At 72.1% G+C, this 14,778-nt stretch carries 14 protein-coding genes; 5 read left to right on the top strand and 9 right to left on the bottom strand.

What is annotated here, in order from left to right:
- Window position 1 precedes the first annotated feature (1 nt).
- The gene (locus GSY65_RS33240) at window positions 2-427 is read left to right on the top strand and encodes a hypothetical protein (RefSeq protein ID WP_201452495.1); all 426 of its coding nucleotides are present in this window, start codon (window positions 2-4) and stop codon (window positions 425-427) included.
- 176 nt (window positions 428-603) lie between these two features.
- On the opposite strand, the gene GSY65_RS09695 is transcribed toward GSY65_RS33240, so the two are convergent.
- Both GSY65_RS09695 and GSY65_RS09690 read right to left on the bottom strand, forming a co-directional pair.
- Window positions 604-1,203 carry a TetR/AcrR family transcriptional regulator gene (locus GSY65_RS09695; protein WP_159766940.1) on the bottom strand — a complete coding sequence of 200 codons (600 nt, stop codon included), beginning with the start codon at window positions 1,201-1,203 and terminating at the stop codon, window positions 604-606.
- A gap of 230 nt (window positions 1,204-1,433) precedes the next feature.
- Complete coding sequence (locus GSY65_RS09690) at window positions 1,434-2,030, bottom strand: TetR/AcrR family transcriptional regulator (protein ID WP_159766939.1); 597 nt, start codon at window positions 2,028-2,030, stop codon at window positions 1,434-1,436.
- A 468-nt stretch (window positions 2,031-2,498) separates the two neighbouring features.
- Here GSY65_RS09690 and GSY65_RS09685 point away from each other — a divergent pair, with 468 nt between their 5' ends.
- Window positions 2,499-3,953, top strand: coding sequence for an MFS transporter (locus GSY65_RS09685; protein WP_201452494.1), 1,455 nt, complete (start codon window positions 2,499-2,501; stop codon window positions 3,951-3,953).
- A 97-nt stretch (window positions 3,954-4,050) separates the two neighbouring features.
- Window positions 4,051-4,434, top strand: coding sequence for a winged helix-turn-helix transcriptional regulator (locus GSY65_RS09680; protein ID WP_159766937.1), 384 nt, complete (start codon window positions 4,051-4,053; stop codon window positions 4,432-4,434).
- An 88-nt stretch (window positions 4,435-4,522) separates the two neighbouring features.
- On the opposite strand, the gene glnA is transcribed toward GSY65_RS09680, so the two are convergent.
- On the bottom strand, window positions 4,523-5,932 hold the full coding sequence (gene glnA / locus GSY65_RS09675; protein WP_159766936.1) for a type I glutamate--ammonia ligase: 1,410 nt from the start codon (window positions 5,930-5,932) through the stop codon (window positions 4,523-4,525).
- A 197-nt stretch (window positions 5,933-6,129) separates the two neighbouring features.
- On the opposite strand from glnA, the gene GSY65_RS09670 reads away from it, so the two are divergent.
- On the top strand, window positions 6,130-6,597 hold the full coding sequence (locus GSY65_RS09670; RefSeq protein WP_099963958.1) for an RDD family protein: 468 nt from the start codon (window positions 6,130-6,132) through the stop codon (window positions 6,595-6,597).
- Between the two features lie 157 nt (window positions 6,598-6,754).
- Here GSY65_RS09670 and GSY65_RS09665 read toward each other — a convergent pair whose 3' ends face one another.
- The 4 genes from GSY65_RS09665 to lipB form a co-directional block, all read right to left on the bottom strand.
- Complete coding sequence (locus tag GSY65_RS09665) at window positions 6,755-7,453, bottom strand: DUF4191 domain-containing protein (protein WP_159766935.1); 699 nt, start codon at window positions 7,451-7,453, stop codon at window positions 6,755-6,757.
- 318 nt (window positions 7,454-7,771) lie between these two features.
- Complete coding sequence (locus tag GSY65_RS09660) at window positions 7,772-7,975, bottom strand: SCO2195 family GlnR-regulated protein (protein WP_159766934.1); 204 nt, start codon at window positions 7,973-7,975, stop codon at window positions 7,772-7,774.
- 346 nt (window positions 7,976-8,321) lie between these two features.
- The gene (gene lipA, locus GSY65_RS09655) at window positions 8,322-9,287 is read right to left on the bottom strand and encodes a lipoyl synthase (RefSeq protein WP_159766933.1); all 966 of its coding nucleotides are present in this window, start codon (window positions 9,285-9,287) and stop codon (window positions 8,322-8,324) included.
- Window positions 9,288-9,430: 143 nt separating this feature from the next.
- Entirely contained in the window at window positions 9,431-10,222 is a 792-nt protein-coding gene (lipB, locus tag GSY65_RS09650) for a lipoyl(octanoyl) transferase LipB (protein ID WP_159766932.1), read from the bottom strand.
- A 333-nt stretch (window positions 10,223-10,555) separates the two neighbouring features.
- On the opposite strand from lipB, the gene GSY65_RS09645 reads away from it, so the two are divergent.
- Complete coding sequence (locus GSY65_RS09645) at window positions 10,556-11,995, top strand: regulator (protein WP_159766931.1); 1,440 nt, start codon at window positions 10,556-10,558, stop codon at window positions 11,993-11,995.
- Between the two features lie 85 nt (window positions 11,996-12,080).
- Here the strand turns inward: GSY65_RS09645 and GSY65_RS09640 are convergent, their stop codons facing one another.
- Together GSY65_RS09640 and GSY65_RS09635 are read right to left on the bottom strand one after the other, a co-directional pair.
- A complete protein-coding gene (locus tag GSY65_RS09640) occupies window positions 12,081-13,490 on the bottom strand; it encodes an NAD(P)/FAD-dependent oxidoreductase (RefSeq protein ID WP_159766930.1) in 1,410 nt (469 codons plus the stop codon).
- A 262-nt stretch (window positions 13,491-13,752) separates the two neighbouring features.
- The gene (locus tag GSY65_RS09635) at window positions 13,753-14,676 is read right to left on the bottom strand and encodes a TIGR01777 family oxidoreductase (protein WP_159766929.1); all 924 of its coding nucleotides are present in this window, start codon (window positions 14,674-14,676) and stop codon (window positions 13,753-13,755) included.
- Between the last annotated feature and the right edge of the window lie 102 nt (window positions 14,677-14,778).

The following is a 14,778-nucleotide window of genomic DNA, read 5'->3' as shown; positions in this document are numbered from 1 at the left end:
GGTGCCGTTCGCTGGACGGGACACTTGCTCCCCCGACCCCGAGCCGCCCCTGCGCTCCTACGCCGCCGGCCGGGTCGCGCGGGTCTGCGACGCCGCGCACGCCATGACCCCCAACCTCGGGCAGGGGGCCTGCCAGGCCCTGGAGGACCCGGTGGTCCTCGCGGACCGCGCCGACGCGAGCGACGGGCTGCACGAGTACGACCTGCTGCGCCGTCCCCGCACGCCGTACGTGGCCCGGAGGTGCCGGCTGGTCGGCAGGGTGGCCCAGTGGTCCTCCCGTGGCGCCGTGGCCCTGCGCGACGGGCTCGTGCGCGCGGCGCCGGCCGACGCCTTCCAGAAGTCCCTGAAGCCCCTGGTGGACTGGAGCCCGCCCGCGTGTGAGGACCGACGCCCGGAGTGGCCGTGTGAGGGTCGAGGGCCGGAGTAGTCGTGTGAGGGCCGACGGCCCGGAGTCGTCGTGTGAGGACCGACGCCCGGAGTGGTGGATGCGGGTCCGGGCCGATCAGGTCGCGTCCGGGCCGCGGGATGCGGAGGCCGCCCGCGGCCCGGTCCGCCTACTTCCCGTGCCGCTTGCCGCCGGTCGTCCCCGGGCCCGCGTCGTGATCAGGCGCCGGAGGTGTCCGGCCCCTGGCCGAGGACGGCGTCGATGGCCGGAGCGAGACCGTTCTCGATCTCCTCGTGCGTGAGGGCGGTCACGGCGGGGAGTCGCAGCAGGTAACGGGTCAGACCCAGGCCGAGAAGCTGGGCGGAGACCAGGCCGGCTCGGCGTGCGGCGAGTTCGGGACCCAGCATCGCGCTGATCGCGGGGGCGATCTGCGTCGCGAAGATCTCGTGCATGCGGCTCGCGGCGTGCTCGTTGGTGACCGCCGAGCGCAGGAGGACCAGGAGCGCGTCGTCGGCCGGGTCACCCTCCCAGCGCTCCAGGAAATGCCGCACCAGTGTCCGTGCCAGCTCGGTACGCGGAACGGCGGTCAGGTCCGGCAGGCGCAGGTCGATGGCGAGCGCGCTGTCGAAGAGCTGCGCCTTGCTGCCGAAGTAGCGCATGACCATGGACGGGTCGATGTCGGCGTCCGCGGCGACGGCCCGGATGGTGGTGCGTTCGTACCCCTGGGCCGCGAATCTCTCCCGTGCGGCGCGCAGGATGGCCGCTCTCGTCCGGTCGGAACGTCGGTCTGTGGTGCTGCTCTGAGCGCCCGAGGTCATGCCAACAAGAGTAGGCCAACAGCGGTTGGCTCTTCCGGGCAGGTGCCAGCCCGGTACCAGCCCGGTACCTGGCCGGCACCGCCGTACCTGGCCGTGCAGATGGCCACGTCCCGCGTTCGGCGCCGCCGCCTCGCCCTCGACGTGGCGTCCCGCCGTTCGCGGCCGGTGCGTCCCGGCGTGCCCCGGCGCGTCCCGGTGCGCCTCGATGCGTCCCGGCGCGTCCCGGCGCGTCACCGCGCTTCACGGCCACGAGGGAGCTGGAAGACGCCGCCGACGGCCGGAACGTAGAGGGCGAGGATCTCGCCGGGTGTCAGTCGCACGACGGCCGGGATCCGCAGCAGGTGGCGGCTGAGCGCGAGGCCGAGGAGCTGGGTGACGATCAGGCCGACCTTCTCCGCGTGCGGTCCCCCGAGTCCGGGGGCGACCTGCGTCGCGAAGATCTCGCGCATGCGCTCCGCGGCCCGGTCGTTGGTGACGGCGGACCGCAGCAGCAACAGAAGCGTGTCGTCGGCGCTTTCGTGCTCCCAGCGCACCATGAAGTGCCGTAGGAGGGCCTCCGCGAGGTGGTCCGCCGGGACGCCGGAGAGATCGGGAAGACGCAGGGTGATGTCGAGCGCGGCGTCGAAGAGCCGGGCCTTGCTCCCGTAGTACCGGATCACCAGTGCCGGGTCGATGCCCGCGTCGGCGGCGACGGCCCGGATCGTCGTGCGCTCGAATCCGTGCGCGGCGAAGTGCCGGCGGGCGACGTCGAGGATGACCGAACGCGTGCGGTCGGAGCGTCGAGGCGGCGGTGCCGACGAGGCGTTCTCGCGGGGTTCCACTTCCATGCCAACGAACGTAGGCCACCAAGTGTTGACTTTTTCAACCGCCCCCGTGCACTCTGTCAACAGATGGTGGCCAACAAGCGTTGGCAACAGCGAGGACCTGCTGAGAGGCGCCCCGCACCGGCGCTCCCGGAGAGGAGAGCGCCGGGAGATGGCGCCCCCTCAGCGGACTCGGTGATCGCCGCTCCCTCGGGCAGGCCGAACGGGCCTCCTGCCAGACGACGACCACCCGACATCCCCACGCCCGCTCGTGCGCGAGCGCGTGCCAGAGAGAAGCCCCCAGCGCTCCGTCGCCCACGCCGGGCAGGCACCTCGACGCCCCGGCCCCGCAACCACGCGAACGGCGCAGCGCAGCAGCCGGAAAGGACGCCTCCCGTGAATCGGAGACTCGTAGACCAAGGCCAAGGAACCGTGCGCCACGGAGCGGTTCTGGCCGTCACATGCCTCGCACTGGCGACCGTCGTGTCCGCCATGGCGTCTCTGAACGTGGCCCTGCCGGGCATCGCCCGCGAAACACACGCCAGCCAGACCCAACTCTCCTGGATCATCGACGCGTACAGCCTGGTCTTCGCCGCCCTGCTGCTGCTCGCCGCGACGCTGGGCGACCGCTTCGGCCGGCGCAGGGCGCTGCTGGGAGGTCTGGCTCTGTTCGCGGGCGGCTCGGTCGCCGCGGCGTTCGCCTCGGAGCCGGAGACCCTGATCGCCCTGCGGGCCGTGCTCGGGTTGGCGGCCGCGTTCGTGATGCCCGCCACCCTGTCCACCATCACGAGCACGTTCCCGCGCGAGCAGAGGACGCGTGCGGTCAGCGTCTGGGCGGCCGTGGCGGGAGCGAGCGCCGTCCTGGGACTGCTCGCGTCGGGCTCCGTGCTCGAACTGTGGTCCTGGCGCTCGGTCTTCTGGCTCAACGTCGTCCTGGCGGTCGTGGCCTTCGTCGGAACCTACGTCTTCGTGCCGGAATCCGCCGAGCCCGGAAAGCGGCGCGTCGACATCGTGGGAGCCACGCTGACGGTGGTGGGCCTGGGCATCCTGGTCTACGCGGTGATCGAGGCGCCGGAGCACGGGTGGGCGAGCACCGAGACCCTGTCGGGCATGGCTCTCGGACTCGTCGTGCTGGCCGGCTTCGTCGCCTGGGAACTGCGCCACCCGGACCCGCTGCTGGACCCGCGCCTGTTCCGCGACAAGCTGTTCGCCGCGGGAACCGTGTCGATCACCCTGCAGTTCTTCGCCTTCTTCGGCTTCATCTTCGTCGCCATGCAGTACCTGCAGCTCGTCCGCGGTTCCAGTGCCCTGGTGGCCGCGCTGAGTGTGCTGCCCATGTCCGCGGCCATGATCCCGAGCGCCCGACTCGCGCCCAAGCTGGCCGCGCGCGCCGGGGCGCGCCGTCCCTGGCTGGTGGGCCTCGTCCTGGTGGCCGTCGGGCTGGCCGTACTGGCCCCACTCGACGGCGGCAGCTCCTACTGGCTCATCCTGGCGGGCCTGGTTCCCCTGGGAGCCGGCATGGGCCTCGCGATGACGCCTGCCACGGCGGCCATCACCGACAGCCTCCCGTCCGACCTGCAGAACGTCGGATCGGCCGTGAACGACCTGTCCCGCGAAATGGGCGGAGCGCTGGGCATCGCCGTTCTCGGCAGCGTCCTCAACGCCGGCTACCGCGACACCCTCGACCTGGACGGCGTCCCCTCCCACATCGCCGAGGCGGCACACTCGTCCCTCGCGGCGGCCAACGTCGTGGGAGCCAGGACGGGCGACACCTCACTGATGGAGAACGCCCGTGACGCCTTCGCCTCCGGAATGCACCTCGCCCTGCTCACCGGGGCCGGGGCGGCGGTCCTCGGAGCCGTCGCGGTGGCCGTTCTTCTGCGCACGGCACACCGGCCGGCGGACACGCCCACCGATGCGGACCTCAGCACGGCCGGACAGCGGTGACTCTCCCCCTCCGGACGCGCGAGCCGCCGAGCCGCCTCACCCACCGCACGCCGCCGGAAGCCCCCGGACCCGCAGCCGAACCCGAAAGGACGCCGCAATGAGCATCTCCCCGCCGGACCGAACCGTCGACCAGCCCGTTCACCTGCCCGTCGACCGGCGCTCGCTCGCCTCCGCGCGGCGACGCGAGGGGGTGCTTGCTCTGAGCAGGGCCTTCGACCTGCTCGGTCCACCCGGAGCCGGACTGATCGTCGCCGTGCTGGGCCAGGGACCATCGGATTCCGCGCAGTTGCGCAACCGCCTCCGGGGGATCAGCGACGTCGAGCTGGCGATACGTCTCCACGACCTGATCGCCGCGGGCCTGGTGAAACGGATCCCGGCGACGGACGCCTCACACGGGGGCCGGTACGCCCTCGACGAGGCAGGCAAGGCCCTCGTCATCCCGTTGGCCGGCCTGCTGGTCTGGGCCGAGGACCACCTCTGAGCGCCCCCGACACCACCGGGAACCGCGCCCGGCACTCGAAACGGGTGTGGCCCCCCTGCACGCAGGGGGGCCACACCCGTTCCACGGATCACACGTCGAAGTACAGCTCGAACTCGTGCGGGTGCGGACGCAGCTGCAGCGGGGCGATCTCGTTCGCGCGCTTGAAGTCGATCCACGTCTCGATCAGGTCCGGGGTGAAGACGTCACCCTGGAGGAGGAACTCGTGGTCGGACTCCAGGCGGTCCAGGACCGCGCCGAGGGAGGTCGGGACCTGCGCGACGTTCGCGTGCTCCTCGGGAGCCAGCTCGTACAGGTCCTTGTCGATCGGCTCGGCCGGCTCGATCTTGTTCTTGATGCCGTCCAGGCCCGCCAGCAGCAGCGCCGAGAAGGCCAGGTACGGGTTGCCGGAGGCGTCGGGCGCGCGGAACTCGACGCGCTTGGCCTTCGGGTTCGAACCCGTGATCGGGATACGCATGGCCGCGGAGCGGTTGCGCTGCGAGTACACCAGGTTGACCGGGGCCTCGAAGCCCGGCACCAGACGGTGGTACGAGTTCACCGTCGGGTTGGTGAAGGCCAGCAGCGACGGGGCGTGCTTGAGGATGCCGCCGATGTAGTAGCGGGCGGTGTCCGACAGGCCCGCGTAACCGGCCTCGTCGTAGAACAGCGGCTGGCCGCCGCTCCACAGCGACTGGTGGACGTGCATGCCCGAGCCGTTGTCACCGAAGATCGGCTTCGGCATGAAGGTCGCGGTCTTGCCGTTCTTCCACGCCACGTTCTTCACGATGTACTTGAAGAGCTGGAGGTCGTCGGCCGCGGCGAGCAGCGTGTTGAACTTGTAGTTGATCTCGGCCTGGCCGGCGGTGCCCACCTCGTGGTGCTGGCGCTCGACCTGGAGGCCGGCCCGCTCCAGCTCCAGGGAGATCTCGGCACGCAGGTCGGCGAAGTGGTCGACCGGCGGGACCGGGAAGTAACCGCCCTTGTAGCGGACCTTGTAACCGCGGTTGTCCTCCAGCGCACCGGTGTTCCAGGCGCCCGCCTCGGAGTCGATGTGGTAGAAGGACTCGTTCGCCGAGGTGGCGAAACGCACGCTGTCGAAGACGTAGAACTCGGCCTCGGGACCGAAGTACGCGGTGTCGGCGATACCGGTGGACGCCAGGTACGCCTCCGCCTTCTTCGCCACGTTCCGCGGGTCACGGGAGTACTGCTCGCCCGTGATCGGGTCGTGGATGAAGAAGTTGATGTTGACCGTCTTGTCGCGGCGGAAGGGGTCCACGCGCGCGGTGGACAGGTCGGCACGCAGCGCCATGTCGGACTCGTGGATGGCCTGGAAGCCGCGGATCGAGGAGCCGTCGAAGGCCAGCTCCTCGGCCGGGTCGAAGGCCTCCGCCGGCACCGTGAAGTGCTGCATCACACCCGGCAGGTCGCAGAAGCGGACGTCGATGAACTTGACGTCCTCGTCCGCGATGAACTTCTTGGCCTCGTCGGCGTTCTGGAACATCCAGCTCCTCCTACTCCCGACCGTGCCGCCGGGGTGGTAGTTCGTTCGTGCGGCCAGTGCGGTGGCACACGCTGCACTCGACCCTAAGGACGGGTGATTTCTCGTACGTGACCCGTTTGTTTCGCACAAGTTAACCGGACATCCCCTACCTGACCCCACCTGTCCGAATGGCAGAACGGTCGCAGTACGGTGTTCGGGTGGACAAGAGGCAAGCAATCGGATCGTGGCTGTCCGGCCCTCGCGCCGCCGCCGAGGACGCGGGTGTCGACTTCGGATACCGGGGCGAGCAGCTCGGTCTGCCGGAGCAGGGGCCGGGCTCCATCGCCCGCCCGGGCCGCCGTCTGGGGGCCCTCGCCGTCGACTGGGGACTCTGCCTCTTGATCGCATACGGCCTGATCACCGACGGCTACGACCAGGCCACCAGCAACTGGGCCCTGCTCATCTTCTTCCTGCTCCACGTCCTCACTCTCGGCACGGTGGGCTTCACCCCCGGCAAGCGACTCTTCGGCCTCCGGGTGATCGCCCAGGACACCGGCACGGTGAACCCCTGGCGCGCCCTCGTCCGCAGCGTCCTGCTCTGCCTCGCCATCCCCGCCCTCGTCTGGGACCGCGACGGCCGCGGCCTCCACGACCGCCTGGCGCGGACCGTGGAGGTGCGGATCTGACGATCCGCACGGGAAGACGATCCGCACGGGAAGACGATCCGCACGAGAAGACGACCCGCACGAGAACGCGACACGCACGAGACACGAGAAGGGGGCGCCCGGAGTAATCCGGGCGCCCCCTTCGTCGTACGAGGAGAGCGGTGTCAGCCGGGGGCGGTCAGCGCATCTTCCCGCCGCGCGGCATCCGCATGCCCTTGGGCATCGGCCCCTTGGGGAGCGGCATGTTGCTCATCAGGTCGCCCATGGCGCGCAGCCGGTCGTTGGTCGCGGTCACCTGGGGGCCGGACAGGACGCGGGGCAGCTTCAGCATGGTCGTGCGCAGCTTCTTCAGCTCGACCTGGCCCTCGCCGGTGCCGACGATCAGGTCGTGCACCGGCACGTCCACCACGATCCGGGCCATCTTCCTCTTCTCGGCGGCCAGCAGGCTCTTCACCCGGTTCGGGTTGCCCTCGGCGACCAGGACGATGCCGGCCTTGCCGACGGCCCGGTGGACCACGTCCTGGTTGCGGTTCATCGCGACCGCCGGGGTGGTCGTCCAGCCTCGGCCCACGTTGTCCAGCACCGCGGCGGCGGCACCCGGCTGGCCCTCCATCTGCCCGAACGCGGCCCGCTCGGCCCGGCGTCCGAAGACGATCGCCGTCGCGAGGAAGGCGAGCAGGAAGCCCAGGATGCCGAGATAGATGGGGTGACCGATCAAGAAACCGATCGCGAGGAAGACACCGAAGGTGATGATTCCGACAGCCGCGAGTACAAGACCGATCTTTTTGTCGGCCCTGCGGGTCATCTTGTACGTCAGAGCGATCTGCTTGAGTCGCCCGGGGTTCGCAGCGTCCGCTGCGGGTTCCTTCCTCGCCATGGCACGAAGTCTACGTGTCCGGGAAAGCGAGGACGACGGCGGTGCCGGTGGGGTCCGGTGACCGGCGACGACGCGGGGGGAGCGGCGCCGGGCGGCGGCGGTGCCTCGGTGGTGCCCGGGTGATGCTGGGTGGTGCCTGGGTCGTGCCGTACGGCCACGGTGCGGTGCCTGAGCGGCCGTGGTGCGGATTGCGGCCGAGCCTTCCGGTGGGTCGGCTCGTACCCCGCTCACGGGCCCGTGGGTGGCCGGGACGGCGCCTTGCGCGGGTGGTGCCTCGTGCCGTGTGCCAGGAGGTGCGGTGGTGCCTCGTGCCGTGTGTCAGGAGGTGCGCGTGGAGACGGCGGCTTCGAGGACGCGCTCGGCCTCGACGCGGTCCTTGGCGCGGCGGCGGTCCTCCAGGACGGAGGTCCAGGCGTTGCGGCGGGCGGTGCGCTGGCCGCCACTGAGGAGCAGCGACTCGACGGCACGGAGTGCATCGGTGAACGACGGGATCGCCGTGGCGCGAACGGGCGCGGCCTGCATGATGAGGTTCCCCCTAAGGGATCGGTGTGCTGGCTGGGGCTGTACCGGGTGTGAAACCAGGGTCACTGATTGGTGTTACCAGGGCGTGACCGACCGGTCAAACGCCCATGAAGCCTGGATTGGCGGCATTCAAACCTCAACGCGGCCCCGACAGTGCCCCCAACTGGGAGAACGGTCAGGACCGCGGGCAACTGGCCATTACCAGCCAGTAGGTTCTTGTGCTCAGGTTCACACGTTTGCCTGGCACTGCGTGCCACTCGACTGGCCGCACACGTCCCGCCGCCCGGCCGCCGGGAAACGCCTCGGGGGGCCCGGAGCCGGGCCCCGGAGCCGGGGGAGGGGGCGGTCAGACGGCCTGCGAGGCGACGTAGGTGCCGCGCTTCTCGACCGCCATCCGGTACAGCCGGCCGGCGCGGTACGAGGAGCGCACCAGCGGGCCGGACATCACGCCGGAGAAGCCGATCTCCTCGGCCTCCTCCTTCAGCTCCACGAACTCGTGCGGCTTCACCCAGCGCTCCACGGGGTGGTGCCGGACACTCGGCCGCAGGTACTGGGTGATGGTCACCAGCTCGCAGCCCGCGTCGTGCAGCTGCTTGAGCGCCTCGCTGACCTCCTCGCGGGTCTCGCCCATGCCGAGGATCAGGTTGGACTTGGTGACCAGGCCGTAGTCGCGGGCCTCGGTGATGACCTTCAGGGAGCGCTCGTAGCGGAAGCCCGGGCGGATGCGCTTGAAGATGCGGGGGACGGTCTCGACGTTGTGCGCGAAGACCTCGGGGCGGGAGGCGAAGACCTCCTCCAGGAGCTCCGGTACGGCGTTGAAGTCCGGGGCGAGCAGCTCGACCTTGGTGTGACCGCCCTCGCGGCCGGCGGTCTGCTGGTGGATCTGGCGGACCGTCTCGGCGTACAGCCAGGCGCCGCCGTCGGGGAGGTCGTCGCGGGCGACGCCGGTGATGGTGGCGTAGTTCAGGTCCATGGTGACCACGGACTCGCCGACGCGGCGGGGCTCGTCACGGTCGAGAGCCTCGGGCTTGCCGGTGTCGATCTGGCAGAAGTCGCAGCGCCGGGTGCACTGGTCGCCGCCGATGAGGAAGGTCGCCTCGCGGTCCTCCCAGCACTCGTAGATGTTGGGACAGCCGGCTTCCTGGCAGACCGTGTGCAGGCCCTCGCTCTTCACGAGCTTCTGCATCGCGGTGTACTCGGGACCCATTTTCGCCCGGGTCTTGATCCACTCGGGCTTGCGCTCGATGGGGGTCTGGCTGTTGCGGACCTCCAGGCGCAGCATCTTGCGTCCGTCGGGTGAGACTGCGGACACATCGGCTCCCTGTAGCTTCGATTCTTCGGCGCACCCCAGGGTACGCCCGTGCGGTTGTCGCTTCCCGAGGTGGGCAACCTTCGGCTCTCGGGTCGCATTCCCCGGGCGTCCCGCCGGCGGCGGGCCCGCGGCCCGCCCGGACCTCACGCCGACGCGCGTTCCACGGCCCTCGGTCTGAGGTCCGCGTTCTCCAGGACGTCGCGCAGGTGCCTCTCGACGACGGGGAGGACCTCGGCGATGGTGATGTCCCGGCCCAGCTCCGTCGCGAGGGACGCGACGCCCGCGTCCCGGATCCCGCAGGGGATGATCCGGTCGAACCAGCGGTTGTCGGGGTTCACGTTGAGTGCGAAGCCGTGCATCGTCACGCCCTTCGCCACCCGGATCCCGATCGCCGCGATCTTGCGGTCCTCGCGCCGCTGCCCCGCGTTGGAGGGCGCGTACTCGGGACCGTTCAGCCGGGGGTCGAACTCGTCGTCGTGCATCCGGGGGTCGAGGTCCAGGGAGAGGCCGCCGAGCCGCTGCTCGACCGGGTCGCCCAGCACCCACACCCCGCTGCGGCCCTCCACCCGCGTCGTCTCCACGCCGAACTCGGCGCACGTGCGGATCAGGGCCTCCTCCAGGCGGCGCACATGGGCGACGACGTCCACCGGGCGCGGCAGCTTCTGGATCGGGTACCCGACCAGCTGGCCCGGTCCGTGCCAGGTGATCTTGCCGCCGCGGTCCACGTCGATGACGGGTGTGCCGTCCAGGGGGCGTTCGTTGTCGGCCGTGCGCCGGCCGGCCGTGTAGACGGGCGGGTGCTCCAGGAGCAGCACGGTGTCGGGGACCTCGTCGACGAAGCGCGCCGCGTGCACCCGGCGCTGCTCGTCCCATGCCTCCTGGTACTCGACTGCCTCCGTGCCGAACCCCATGCGGACGAACCGCAACCCACTCACGGCAAGCGCCTCCCTCGGCGGTACGGCCGTGCGGCGGTACCGCGATAGCTCTGTCAGGCGCGTGACGCGCCCACGCCACTGTACGACCGTAGGACCGCGTGATGTTCGACGGCCGTTCCACCGGCGTACGGGACGGACCGCCGGCGTACACCGCGAACCCGGACCGTCAGCCCATGCGGCCAATCCTCACACGATCGGATGAACCGACGCGGAAGTGTGCGATCGAGTGCTTACTCTCCGCTACATTCACGCCGTTCACAAGGCCGCAAAGGCTTCTCACCAGGCAATCCGGGCACCGCGCCGACACCCGGAAGGCAGGAGACCGCACCGCAGATGACGGAACGACCCGCGCAGCGCACCCCCAACCGCCAGCTCGCCGCCCTCATCGCAGAAGCGGGGTTCTCCAACGCGGGACTAGCGCGTCGTGTGGACCAGCTCGGTCTCGAACACGGCCTCGATCTCAGATACGACAAGACGTCGGTCACCCGCTGGCTGCGAGGCCAGCAGCCGAGGGGCACCACGCCCGCGCTCATCGCCGAGGTGTTCACCCGCCGCCTGGGCCGCAGGCTCACCGCACAGGACCTCGGTCTCGACGCCTGCGCCCCCGTGTACGCGGGGCTGGAGTTCGCCGCGACCCCCGAGGAGGCCATCGACATCGTCAGCGGTCTGTGGCGCAAGGACTCCGGCAGCCACGCCGAACTGCGCAAGATCGCGTTCACCCCGGCCGGACTCGTCGTCCCCAGCCGGGACTGGCTGATCGGCCGCGCCGACGACCGGGTGGGCCGGGGCGACCCGGCCGCCACCCGCGTCCCCCCGCAGGGCCGCCCCGCCGTCCCCCGGCAGCGCACCCAGACCGAGCGCGGCCCCGGCCAGAAGGTCACCCCCGGGGACATCGCCGCCCTCCGCTCGGTCGGCGAACTCTTCCGCGCCCTCGACAACGCCTATGGCGGCGGCCACGCCCGCCAGGCTCTCGTGCGCTACCTGGAGCACGAGGCCGAGCCGATGCTGCGCGGCGCCTACGGCGAACAGGTCGGCCGGCGGCTCTTCGCGGCCGCCGCCGACCTCACCCGCCTCGCCGGCTGGACCTCGTACGACATCGGAGCCCACGGCCTCGCCCAGCGGTACTTCGTGCAGGCGCTGCGCCTGGCGCAGGCGGCGGGCGACCGGGCGTACGGGGCGTACGTCCTCATCACGATGAGCCGTCAGGCGGTCTACCTGGGGCACGGACGGGAGGCCGTGCAGCTCGCGCGCGTCGCCCAGCAGGGCGTCGGGTCCGCCGTGCCGCCGGTCGTGCAGTCGCTGCTGCACGCCGTCGAGGCGCGCGGGCACGCGGTCCTCGGCGAGGTACGGGCCTCCACCGCCGCGCTGGTCCGCGCCGAGCGGGCCCTGGAGGCCGCCCGTCCCGGCGACGAGGTCCCCTACTGGGCGCGGTTCTTCGACGAGGCCCAGCTCGCCGACGAGTTCGGGCACAGCCACCGCGACCTCCAGCAGTACCGCGCCGCCGCCCAGCACGCCGAGCGGTCGCTGCAGCTGAGGGCGCCCGCCTTCGCCCGCAGCCGCCTCTTCTGCCGGGTGGTGCTCGCTTCCGCCCGCCTCGGACTCGGCGAGCTGGACCAGGCCTGCCAGTTGGGGGCGGAGGCCGCCGGGCAGGCCGCGGAGATGCGGTCGGTGCGCGCCGTGGAGTACGTCCGGGACTTCGAGCGCCGCCTGGAGCCGTACCGGGACGCCGCCCCGGTGAGGGGCTACCGGGACAAGGTGGCCGCCCTGCACTAGAGAAGCGCGCGGAGGTTCCAGCCGCACGTTCAGGGGCGCCCGGAGACGAGCCGGGCGCCCCTCGTCCTGCGTCGTCGTGCGTCGCTCAGGCGGCCGTCCTGAGCGCCTCCTCCACGGGGGTCGGGTGGGCGTCCAGATCTGTGAGGACGGCGTGGGCGGCCCGGCGGGCCGAGTGGAGGGCGCCCTGGACGGTGCTGGTGTCGCGGTGGTCGCCGCACACGTACAGGCCGGCCAGCAGCCGCACCGGGCGCCGCAGGTCGTACGGCGCCGGCATCGCGGGCACGGCCTCGGGCTCGTGACGCACCGCCAGCAGCTCCCACCGGGCCGTGGACGTCCGGTACAGGCGGGCCAGCTGGGCGCGGACGGTGGCGTCCAGGTGGGCCGCGTCCGGCGGTGTGCCGAGCACCGTGGAGCTGATGAGGGCGCGGCCCGCCGGTGCCCGGGTCGGGTCGACCCGGCTGACGACCGCCGTGTGCGAGACGGGCCCGCCGCGGTCCGCGTCGAGGAGCAACGCCCCCTCGCCCGGCGGGAGTTCGTCGGTGGCGTGGTGCAGAACGGTCACCGGGTGGAAGTCCGGAACGCGCAGCCCCGGCAGCAGTTCGGCTGCGGACCGGGCGTCCGTGGCCAGGACCACGGCACGGCAGGGCAGTTGGCCGTGGTCGGCCGTCGTCACCGAGGTCGTGCTGATCGCGGTGGCCCTGACCCCGGTACGGACGGTACCCGGCGGCAGGGCCGCGGCGAGCAGTTCCGGGACGGTGTCCGCGCCGCCCTCCGGCAGGCACAACCGGCCCGTCGCGAAGGCGTGCAGGGCCAGATCTGCACAGCGGCTGGAGGTCCGCAGGTCCGGGTCGGCGAGCAGGGCGGCCAGCAGGGGCCGGACGAAACCGTCGATCGTCCGCGGCGGGAAGCCGCGGGTCGCGAGGGCCTCGGAGACCGGCACCTCCGCGCGGGTGGCGAGCCGTTCCGGCGCGGTCGCGGCGAGCCGGGCCAGCGCCATGGCCAGCCGGGACTGGTCGGCGGGGGCGCCCAGCCGGCCCGTCCGGGTCCCCGCCGGCCGGCCCGGGAGACGGCCCTGCGCGCGGCCCGCGTTCCGGGGCAGCCTGGGGGCGCTTGCGAGGGCGCGCGCGGCTGTGAGTGCGCCCCTTGCGCTCCGCAGGGGCGGGGTGGCGCCGGCCCGGTGGTGGTGTCCGTCGGTGTACAGCAGGACACCCGGGGCGAACGGGCGCAGGGGCAGGGTGTCCAGGCCCGGCGTGCGGCGCAGTTCGGGGTAGGACGTGGAGAGCAACTGGGCGGTGCGGTCGAGGCGGAAGCCGTCGATCTTCTCGGTCGACATCCGGCCGCCGATGGCGGGCGCGGCCTCCAGGACGGTGGTCGTCAGACCCGCCCTGGTCAGATGTCCGGCCGCGGCGAGGCCGGCCACGCCGGCTCCGACGACGATGACGTCCACGGTCTGCGTGTCCGCTGAGTACGTCGATTGGTACACCGACTCAAGCACGTGCCCCTCCCGAGGTCGCGCGGCTGCTGGGGACGTCATGCCCTCAACAGCCTTCTGGAATACCTGAGTTCGGGACGAGGGTGCGGCTCTCGGGGCTGACCGGGGAAGTCGCGCGCGACCCTCGCACGGGGGCATGCCGGGCGGGTGCGTGCGCCCGGCGTCCCCACGGCGCCCCCGCGGGAGGGCGGGGGCGTGTGCGGACCGTCCGAGGGCGCCGGATGGCGCGCGGGGCCGACGGGCGTCGCGGCCGGCCGGCGGTGCGTCAGTCCGTCAGGGCCGCGCGGATCGCCGCCTCGATGTCGGGGTGCGTGAACACGAACCCCGACTCCAGCAGCCGGGTCGGCACGGCGCGCGTGCTGCCGAGGACGTCGGACGACATCTCGCCGAGGGCGAGCCGGAGGGCGGCGGCGGGCACGGGGAGGAGCGTGGGCCGGTGCAGCACCTTGCCCATCGCCTCCGTGATCTCCGCGTTGGTCCGCGGGGTCGGCGCCGTCAGATTGAACGGCCCGGACAGCGACGGCGTCTGCATCAGGTGGCGCAGCGCGGCGACCTCGTCATGGAGGGAGATGAAGCTCCAGTACTGCCGCCCGTCGCCCATCCGTCCGCCCGCCCCGGCCTTGAACAGCGGGAACAGCCGTCCCCAGGCGCCCCCGCCGTGTGCCACGACCAGCCCGGTCCGCGCGAACACCGTCCGCACCCCGGCGTCCTGCGCGGGCTTCGCCGCCCCCTCCCACTCCACGCACACCGACGGCAGGAACCCCGTCCCGGCCGGCGCCGACTCGTCCACCACCCGGTCGCCCGTGTCGCCGTAGAACCCGATCGCGCTGCCGCCGACGAAGACGCTCGGCGGCGCGTCCAGGGAGGCGACGGCCTCGGCGAGCACCGTCGTGCCGAGCACCCGGCTGCGCCGGATCGTCTCCTTGTACGCGTCGGTCCAGCGGCGCGCGGCGACTCCCGCGCCCGCGAGGTTCACGAGGGCCGCGCACCCCTCCAGTCCGGCCGCGTCGACCTGCCGGGTCTCCGGGTCCCAGCGGACCTCGTCCGCCGAGCGCGGCGCGCGCCGCACGAGCCGGCGCACCTCGTACCCGTCGGCGGTGAGGGACCGGGCCAACGCCGTACCGATCAGGCCGGACGCCCCGGCGATCACCACACGGGAACCGGGTGTCACGGGCGTATCTGTGTCCATGCCCCCATCCTGCCCCTTCGCGCGGCGAATCAACGGACCGGGCCCGCCGTCGGCCCGTCGTACCGCCGCGGGCGTGCCGCCTCCGGGTCGTGGCATTCGGGT

This window comes from Streptomyces sp. HM190 (genome assembly GCF_009857135.1).
Taxonomy (GTDB): Bacteria; Actinomycetota; Actinomycetes; order Streptomycetales; family Streptomycetaceae; genus Streptomyces; species Streptomyces heilongjiangensis.
This window is presented reverse-complemented; position numbering and strand designations above follow the sequence as displayed.

What these genes read in the sequence shown, in the direction of transcription:
- GSY65_RS09645 (WP_159766931.1), top strand. Translation starts at nt 10,556, where the DNA reads ATGACGGAACGACCCGCGCAGCGCACCCCCAACCGCCAGCTCGCCGCC.
- GSY65_RS09660 (WP_159766934.1), bottom strand. Translation starts at nt 7,975, where the DNA reads ATGCAGGCCGCGCCCGTTCGCGCCACGGCGATCCCGTCGTTCACCGAT.
- GSY65_RS09680 (WP_159766937.1), top strand. Translation starts at nt 4,051, where the DNA reads ATGAGCATCTCCCCGCCGGACCGAACCGTCGACCAGCCCGTTCACCTG.
- GSY65_RS09665 (WP_159766935.1), bottom strand. Translation starts at nt 7,453, where the DNA reads ATGGCGAGGAAGGAACCCGCAGCGGACGCTGCGAACCCCGGGCGACTC.
- GSY65_RS09690 (WP_159766939.1), bottom strand. Translation starts at nt 2,030, where the DNA reads ATGGAAGTGGAACCCCGCGAGAACGCCTCGTCGGCACCGCCGCCTCGA.
- GSY65_RS09695 (WP_159766940.1), bottom strand. Translation starts at nt 1,203, where the DNA reads ATGACCTCGGGCGCTCAGAGCAGCACCACAGACCGACGTTCCGACCGG.
- glnA (WP_159766936.1), bottom strand. Translation starts at nt 5,932, where the DNA reads ATGTTCCAGAACGCCGACGAGGCCAAGAAGTTCATCGCGGACGAGGAC.
- GSY65_RS09635 (WP_159766929.1), bottom strand. Translation starts at nt 14,676, where the DNA reads ATGGACACAGATACGCCCGTGACACCCGGTTCCCGTGTGGTGATCGCC.
- GSY65_RS09685 (WP_201452494.1), top strand. Translation starts at nt 2,499, where the DNA reads ATGGCGTCTCTGAACGTGGCCCTGCCGGGCATCGCCCGCGAAACACAC.